The sequence below is a fragment of the Saccharomonospora saliphila YIM 90502 genome, assembly GCF_000383795.1.
In the GTDB taxonomy this organism is placed as follows: Bacteria; Actinomycetota; Actinomycetes; order Mycobacteriales; family Pseudonocardiaceae; genus Saccharomonospora; species Saccharomonospora saliphila.
The window spans coordinates 29503-36476 of the sequence record NZ_KB912687.1; the positions used below are offsets into that span (position 1 = coordinate 29503).

9 protein-coding genes are annotated in these 6974 nt (G+C 72.2%); 2 read left to right on the forward strand and 7 right to left on the reverse strand.

What is annotated here, in order from left to right; all coding sequences use genetic code 11:
- The first annotated feature begins 110 nt into the window (after positions 1 to 110).
- Positions 111 to 1157 carry an Rv3212 family protein gene (locus SACSA_RS0114315; RefSeq protein ID WP_019816586.1) on the forward strand — a complete coding sequence of 349 codons (1047 nt, stop codon included), beginning with the start codon at positions 111 to 113 and terminating at the stop codon, positions 1155 to 1157.
- A 23-nt stretch (positions 1158 to 1180) separates the two neighbouring features.
- Here the strand turns inward: SACSA_RS0114315 and SACSA_RS0114320 are convergent, their stop codons facing one another.
- The 6 genes from SACSA_RS0114320 to SACSA_RS25315 are packed head-to-tail and all read right to left on the reverse strand — an operon-like array spanning position 1181 to position 4709.
- On the reverse strand, positions 1181 to 1522 hold the full coding sequence (locus SACSA_RS0114320) for a hypothetical protein (protein ID WP_019816587.1): 342 nt from the start codon (positions 1520 to 1522) through the stop codon (positions 1181 to 1183).
- Positions 1523 to 1542: 20 nt separating this feature from the next.
- Positions 1543 to 2403 (reverse strand): RecB family exonuclease, encoded by an 861-nt coding sequence (locus SACSA_RS0114325; RefSeq protein WP_019816588.1) that lies wholly within the window; start codon positions 2401 to 2403, stop codon positions 1543 to 1545.
- A 1-nt stretch (position 2404) separates the two neighbouring features.
- On the reverse strand, positions 2405 to 3031 hold the full coding sequence (locus SACSA_RS0114330; protein WP_028661881.1) for a MarC family protein: 627 nt from the start codon (positions 3029 to 3031) through the stop codon (positions 2405 to 2407).
- The gene (locus tag SACSA_RS0114335) at positions 3028 to 3939 is read right to left on the reverse strand and encodes a PHP domain-containing protein (protein ID WP_019816590.1); all 912 of its coding nucleotides are present in this window, start codon (positions 3937 to 3939) and stop codon (positions 3028 to 3030) included. Before SACSA_RS0114335 ends, SACSA_RS0114330 begins: the two co-directional genes overlap by 4 nt.
- 25 nt (positions 3940 to 3964) lie before the next feature.
- Positions 3965 to 4528 carry a PH domain-containing protein gene (locus SACSA_RS0114340; RefSeq protein WP_019816591.1) on the reverse strand — a complete coding sequence of 188 codons (564 nt, stop codon included), beginning with the start codon at positions 4526 to 4528 and terminating at the stop codon, positions 3965 to 3967.
- A 19-nt stretch (positions 4529 to 4547) separates the two neighbouring features.
- A complete protein-coding gene (locus SACSA_RS25315) occupies positions 4548 to 4709 on the reverse strand; it encodes a hypothetical protein (protein ID WP_198009077.1) in 162 nt (53 codons plus the stop codon).
- Positions 4710 to 4911: 202 nt separating this feature from the next.
- Between SACSA_RS25315 and SACSA_RS0114350 the strand changes: the two genes are divergently transcribed.
- The gene (locus tag SACSA_RS0114350; RefSeq protein ID WP_019816593.1) at positions 4912 to 5310 is read left to right on the forward strand and encodes an NUDIX domain-containing protein; all 399 of its coding nucleotides are present in this window, start codon (positions 4912 to 4914) and stop codon (positions 5308 to 5310) included.
- 101 nt (positions 5311 to 5411) lie between these two features.
- On the opposite strand, the gene SACSA_RS0114355 is transcribed toward SACSA_RS0114350, so the two are convergent.
- Positions 5412 to 6521, reverse strand: coding sequence for a DUF2332 domain-containing protein (locus SACSA_RS0114355; protein ID WP_019816594.1), 1110 nt, complete (start codon positions 6519 to 6521; stop codon positions 5412 to 5414).
- Positions 6522 to 6974 lie beyond the last annotated feature (453 nt).

Consider the following 6974-nt stretch of genomic DNA (forward strand, 5'->3'; position numbering starts at 1 on the left):
CACACTGTTCGACCTGGCGGGCGTGCTCGTATGGGCCACCAGCGACAGCCGGGCGACGAGCCGGAGCACCGCCGAGCCACCCGCGTCCCTGCCCCCCCGCGCCCACCTCCGTGCCACCCGCGCTGTCCGAGCGGTGGCGCGCACCGAGCGCCGCCACTCCCGTCCCGGTCACCGGGGGCGACACGGTGGTGACCGCCGACGACGGGCAGGTCACCGGCCGGGACCCGCTCAGTGGTGAGCGCCGCTGGCACTACGCCCGCGAACGGCCGCTGTGCACGGTCGGCGAGGCCTTCTCCCGGGTCCACGCGGTCTACGCCTCGGAGAGCGGCTGCAGCGAGGTGACCCAGCTCGATCCGGCCACAGGGCGGCGTACCGCGCAGCGCAACGGCGACGCCGAGCACGGCACCCGGCTCGTCGGCGGCGACGGGCACGTCACCGCGACCGGCGACCGGCTGCTCAACACCTGGCGCAGCGACCTCGTGCTGACGCTGGAATACGGGCGGGTCCCCGCTCCGGTGAACCCGGACAGGCAGCCGAGGCCGAACTGCACGTACTCCACGGTGGACACCCACGCCGACCGCGTCGCCGTGATCGAGGACTGCCCCTCCGACGCCGGGGCCCGGCTCACCGTGCTCAAGGCCGCGGGTGAGGAGGCCGACGAACCGGAGGAGGAGTTCAGCACCGTCCTGCCGCAGGAGTCCGCCACCCTGCTCGCGGTGTCCGAGAACGCGGTCGCCGTGGCGCTGCCCGGCACCGGGCAACTCGTCCGCTACGACCACGAGGGAACCCGGCTGGGAACGCACCGGCTCTCCGTCCCGGCCGACGAACTCGACCGCCGTCGGCCCGGTCTCGTCGTCCCGGGTTCCGAAGGCACGGAGAACCGCTACGTCTTCACCGGGTCGCACACGCTGGCACTCGACCCCGACACGCTGACCCCGCGCTGGACCGCCGAGGGCACTCTCGGACCGGGCACGACGTTCGCGAACTCCTACGTCGTGCCGATCCCCCGGGGGCTGGCCGTGCTGGACGAGCGGGACGGCCGCACCCTGCGCACCATCGCGGTCGACCGCCGCCACCGCGACGCACCGGTACGCCTCGCCTCGGCCGGGCCCGTGCTGCTGGAACAGCGGGGCGAGACCCTCGTCGCGCTCCGCTGAGCACGGTCACCGCGGGGCGCGGCTCACGACCACCAGAACAGCCACAGCATCACCAGGGTGAGCACGACCACCACCGCTGCCCCGGCGCCGGCGCGCCCACCACGGTGCCGGTCGGCCTGATGCTGCGCGGTCCCGGCGAGCGCGACACCGACGGCATGCCCGATCAGCGAGAACGCGCCCGGTCCCTCCCCGTCCCCGCTCCACGCCAGGACCTGGGCGACAGCCAGCACGACGAGCACCACGACCCAGCCCGCCACCAGCGAGCCGGTGATCCCCCGCCACAGAGGAACGCGGGCGGAGGACGAGGTCCCGGGGTCCCGGCCAGACGGTCCCACGCTCAACTCCACCGTGTCCGGCTCAGCCATGTCATGTCCGTCCCTCGTCGTCACGGCGTCGGCACCAGCAGGTCCCACGGGCGCGCGGCCGGTGCCGCCTCCTGCCCCTGGGGACAGCTGGGACGCCACTCGCACCAGGCGCAGCGCCGGGCGGGGCGCGCGGGAAAGAGCGCGTCCGGGTCGCCGCCCGCCGCGAGCCTATCGGTCCTGTCCCGGGTCGTGACGGCGGTCTCCTCGGCCTTGTCGACGTGCTCGGCCAGGCTCGCCTCGGTGTGCTCGGCCGCGGCCACCGTGCCCGTCGGCAGGTGGTGCAGCTCGACGCGCGAGCACGGGCGGCGGACGGTGCGTGCCGCCGCCATCGAGTACAGCGCCAGCGCGCGGGACCGGCGCGCGTCCGCGTCGTCCGGTGCGGTCCTGCCCGTCTTGTAGTCCACGACCACGAGTGCACCACCCCGGGCATCGATGCGGTCGGCGCGGCCCTCCACGATCAGCGACGGACGTGCGAGGTCGCTGCCGACCGTGGCCGAGACCCACCGTTCCACGCCGACCGGATCGTCGCTCACGTCGTGCTCGGCCACGTAGTCGGCGACCCACCGGCGTGCCGCGTCGGCATACCGTGTGCTCTGCACGGCGTCGGCGAAGCCCGCGCCGCGCCAGTGCCTGCCCACCAGCGCCTCCGCGCGCGCGGGTGTCCGGGACGAGGCGGGAAGCGCGAAGAGTTCCCGCAGCGCGTTGTGCACCACGGCGCCGAGCGTGTTGTGTGCCCACGGCCCCGTCCGCACCGGCGAGGGCCGGTCGAGATAGGTCATGCGGTACCGGCGCGGGCAGTCGTCGTAGAGGGCCAGCCGTGCCGGGGTGACCTTCAGCAGCGGTGCCTGCTCGACGCCGAAGTCGAACCCGAGCTGTTCCATCTCACGCTCCCTCGATGAAGCCGCGGACCGAGTCGGCGATCAGGTCGACCGCGATGGCCGCCAGCAGCAGACCCGCCACGCGCGCCAGCAGTGTGATGCCGCTTTCCCGTACGAGGCGGATCACCACACCCGAGTACCGCATACACGCCCACAGCACCACGTGCGTCACCACGATCGCCGCGCCCAGGGCCACGTACGCCCCCGTCTCGCCGTCGGCCTGGCGGACGAACACGATGGTCGCCGCGATCGCGCCGGGACCGGCGAGCAACGGAGTACCCAGCGGCACGAGCGCGACGTTGACGTCCTCCGCGGCTTCCGGCTCGGACGTGCCCTTCCCGGTCAGCAGGTCCAGCGCGACCAGCAGCAAAAGCAGCCCACCCGCGCCCTGCAACGCGGGAATGCCGATGCCCAGGTAGGCCAGGATGACCTGCCCTGCCACGGCGAAGAGCGTGATGACCAGCAACGACACCAGCACGGCCTGCCGTGCCGCCCTGGCCCGGGCGACGGGAGGCTTGCGCCCCACCAGGCTGAGGAACACCGGCACGGTACCGGGCGGGTCCATGATCACCAGCAGGGTGATCGACGCTTCGAGGAACAGGGTCAGATCGAAGACGTCGGGCAGCGTCACGGCCGGTACCCGTCCCACGCGCCGCCCACCGGAGCCACGGCGAAGCCGCCACCCCCCGCGGCGGCGGCGCGATCGAGCAACGCTTCGAACCGCTCGGGGTCGGTGGTCTCGCAGCCGATCCCGGTCGGCTTGTTGGTCCCGTGGTAGTCGCTCGCGCCGGTGCGCACCAGGCCGAGCTCGTCGGCGAGGGACGCGAGCCGGGCCCGCGCCGCCGGGTCGTGGTCGGGGTGGTCCACCTCAAGGCCGGACAGTCCCCGCTCGGCGAGCGCGGCGATCGTCTCCGGTGTCACGGTCGGCCCCCTCTTCGTGGCGAACGCGTGCGCGAGCACGGTGACACCGCCCGCCTCGGCGATCAGGTCGACGGCCGTCTCCACGGGTGTGTCGGCCTTGGCCACGTAGTACTCGCGTCCGGTGGCGAGGTAGCGGTCGAACGCCTCCTGCACCGAGCCCACGGCCCGTGCCCGCACGAGGGCACGCGCCAGGTGCGGCCTGCCCACGGCGGTGTCGGGCGGCAGTCCTTCCAGCACGTCGTCCGGATCGACGGGCAGACCGTTCTCCGCCATCCGCGCGGCGATGGTCCGCACCCGGGCCCGGCGTTCGATCCGCAGCCGCTCCTGTTCGGTCACCAGGGCCGGGCTGGTCGGGTCGAACAGGTAGGCCAGCAGATGCACGCTCATCCGGCGTCCCCGCGCGTCCACCGATTCGCAGGACAGCTCGGCGCCGGGCACCAGCGTCAGCCCCGGTGGCAGCGCCTCGCGCGCCCGCAGCCACCCCGCGGTGGTGTCGTGGTCGGTCAGCGCCACGACGTCGAGCCCGGCACGGGCGGCGGCCCGGACCAGATCGGCCGGGGCGTCGGTGCCGTCCGAGACGGACGAGTGGGTATGCAGATCGATGCGCACGCCACGCATTGTCCAGCGTGCGCGGTCGAGCGCGTCAGCCCACCATCCGCTTGCCCTTGCGGGCGGCGCGCTGGGCCTTGATCATCGAGAACTTCTCGGCCTGCTTCTGCTTGTCCCCGAAGACGAGCTGGGAGATCGTGTCGTAGAAGTCCTCCGGCCGGGGCAGGTACTCGATGCGGTTGAGCGCCTGGATCTGGCCCGCCGACTCCACCACCATCGTGCCGTACCCGAAGATGCGGCCGAGGAAAGGCCGTTCGTAGGTCAGGTCGGTCACCTTCGTGATCGGCATCATCAGCACTTGGGTGGTCCAGACGCCCTTGGTCATCACGAACCGCTTGTCGGTGACGACGAGTCGCTCGACCCACCACTCCAGCACCTGGTAGGCGAAGCGCAGCACGAGGAACAGCGCGACGTACCAGAGCACGTTCTGCACCATCCACATGCTGGGCGGCAGAAGGTAGGACACCATGACGCAGACGGCGATCAGGGCGACGGCCTCGAAGGTCTGCCACAGCAGGCAGGACCAGTGCCGTCGGATCCTGATCACCCGTCGCTCGGTGTCGAGCAGGTACTCGTCCGGATCGCGGGGCGCGAACATGGCCGGAGCCTACCGCTGATCAGCTGAACACGCTGCTGACGAACGTGATCACTGCCTCGGCGGCGTCGCGCAGCGCGCCGATGATGTTGTCCACGAATCCCGCGGCCTCTCCCGGCCGGGCGATCACGAAGAAGAGGACCAGCGCGATCCCAGCGACCGTCGCGATCTTTTTGATGTTCACGGCGATCATTCCCGTCTCTCGAGTGCGGACCTTGCGGCTTTGGTGCCACTAAGTTTGTACCGCACCGCGCAGCGTCACCGCAGCAATGTCCTGCGCTTGGGTCAGCGCGCTGCGAGCCTCAGGACCAGCGACTACACTCCGTGAGACTTTCGGGTGACGGGGGCCACGATCACGAGCACGAGCCGGCGGAGGTCCGAACGAGATGCTCACCGTGCGATGCGTCGGCGCGGTCGTCCACGACGCGGCGGGCAGACTGCTGCTTGTGCGGCGCGGACATGCCCCCGCACGCGGTCTGTGGTCGCTTCCCGGCGGCCGGGTCGAGCAGGGCGAGAGCGACGGCGACGCCGTCGCACGCGAGGTGCGGGAGGAGACCGGGCTGCGGGTGCGGCCGCAGCGGCTGGTGGGAATCGTCACCCTCGCGCGGTACACGATCTACGACTACGCGTGTTCGCTCGAATGCGGAGAGCTACGCCCCGCGGAGGACGCCGAGGACGCCCTCTGGGTGGATTCGCGGACCCTCACGGCCCTGGACGACGCGGGCCAGCTCACCGAGAACCTGGCCCGAACCCTCCGATCGTGGGACGCGCTCCCCCGCGCCTGACCCCCTCGCGCCGCTCGCTGGCAAGCCGTCAAGGCCTCCTTCACTGCACTCAACGCAGGCAAGGAGGCCTTGACGGCACGACAACGAAGGGGGCGGAGAGGTCAGGAGGCCAGCCAGGTCATGCGCTGGGCGTGTGGGGTGGCGTGGGCCTGCAGGAGCGGACGCGGAGTGCCCTCTTCCCAGGACACGGTGCCCAGCACCATGCGGGCCGTGTGGGCGTAGGACAGCGCGTCGTGCCCCGGCAGCACGTGTGCCAGCGACGACTCGTACTCCTCGGCGGCGATCCACCACAGCGGACGCTCGGCGGCGAGCTCGCGCAGCGCGGCGAGGAACTCCGCGCGCCGCGACTCGGAGAGGTACTTCAACGCGTAGCTGGTGTAGACGACCAGTGGCAGATCGGCGGGCACCCGCGCCGCCGTCGAGGCGAGGTCGGTCACCGCGTCGCCCGCCACCAGCTCCGGCCGAACCTTGCGTTGTGCCGCCGCGGCGGTGCGCAGCAGCCGGATGCGGTCGGGCTGGTCGGCCCACACGCACGCCTCGAGCCACGCCAGCTCGTCCTCGTCGGAGACGTCGACCGGGTCGCGGTCCAGACCCACCCTGGCCCCCACCGCGACCTTCTTCGGGAGCTTCGGAAAACGCGCGTCGTCGGAGACGGTGAGCGCACAGTGCAGGCCGACCGCCGCCTTCGCGGGTCCGCCCACGAGCTGCTCGCCGCCGCACTGGTAGTGGTAGCCGAAGGTGTCCATGCCCAGCAGCAGCCCGGCGCTGCACCCGACCTCGAGCAGCCCCACGGGCCCGCGCACCCGCGCGGCCACGGCGGCCAGCGCGGGAAAGAGCACGGCGGCCCTGCGTACCTCGTTGGTCTGGGTGAACCGCGACGAGATCAGGCCGCGCATCCTCTCCGCGCGCTCGAGCACGAACTCCCGGAACAGCGGCCAGGTGTCGGCGTCGACCCCGTCGAGCCCGCCCAGCGACGGGTAGTACCGCGACAACGGGTGGATCGGCTCGGCCTGGATCAGCCGGTGCGCGGCGGCCAGGAGCAGTGTCGGGTGCGCGTCGGCACCGGACGCGGCGGCCAGCAGCCGCGCGACATCGGGATCGTCGGCGGCACGGGCGGCCAGGTGCTCGTACAGCGGCGAGTGTCCCGCGGCCTCGTGCGCGGCGAAACGCCGCAGCCTCTTGCTGAGTTCGGTGGTGTCGGAATCGCTCATGGGGGTACCGGTCACCCGGGTTGCTCGCCTCCTCGGGCCTCGCCGTGGGAACGCGGTCTCCACCGTAGAGGGTGCCACCGGAACGCGCCGGTGGACCGCGCCACACGCGGTACGCAAGTAACGTCACACCGCCCTGCGACGACGTCGCCAACGGCGGGGAGTACCCTCGATCTCCGGCGTGTGACGACGCCGGCCTGCGCGAACCGAAACGGCCCGAGGAGGTGAGGACGGCAGATGAGTAGTGGCGATAGTCCGCTTCCTAGTCCCGCCGGCGTCCTCTCCCCGGCCGGGAACCGGATGCCGCGAGCCTGACCGCATCCGGCCGCCACGGGAGCGGACGTCGGCGCGTGCTGTGATCACGGTCCGCACGTCCCCGCCAGGAGGCATCCATGCCTGCCCTCCCCTCGCTCGGCACCTTGCGCGGCCGGGCCGCCAACCGCAACGGCCGCGGCG

What these genes read in the sequence shown, in the direction of transcription:
- SACSA_RS0114320 (WP_019816587.1), bottom strand. Translation starts at nt 1,522, where the DNA reads ATGGCTGAGCCGGACACGGTGGAGTTGAGCGTGGGACCGTCTGGCCGG.
- SACSA_RS0114325 (WP_019816588.1), bottom strand. Translation starts at nt 2,403, where the DNA reads ATGGAACAGCTCGGGTTCGACTTCGGCGTCGAGCAGGCACCGCTGCTG.
- SACSA_RS0114335 (WP_019816590.1), bottom strand. Translation starts at nt 3,939, where the DNA reads ATGCGTGGCGTGCGCATCGATCTGCATACCCACTCGTCCGTCTCGGAC.
- SACSA_RS0114340 (WP_019816591.1), bottom strand. Translation starts at nt 4,528, where the DNA reads ATGTTCGCGCCCCGCGATCCGGACGAGTACCTGCTCGACACCGAGCGA.
- SACSA_RS0114350 (WP_019816593.1), top strand. Translation starts at nt 4,912, where the DNA reads ATGCTCACCGTGCGATGCGTCGGCGCGGTCGTCCACGACGCGGCGGGC.
- SACSA_RS0114355 (WP_019816594.1), bottom strand. Translation starts at nt 6,521, where the DNA reads ATGAGCGATTCCGACACCACCGAACTCAGCAAGAGGCTGCGGCGTTTC.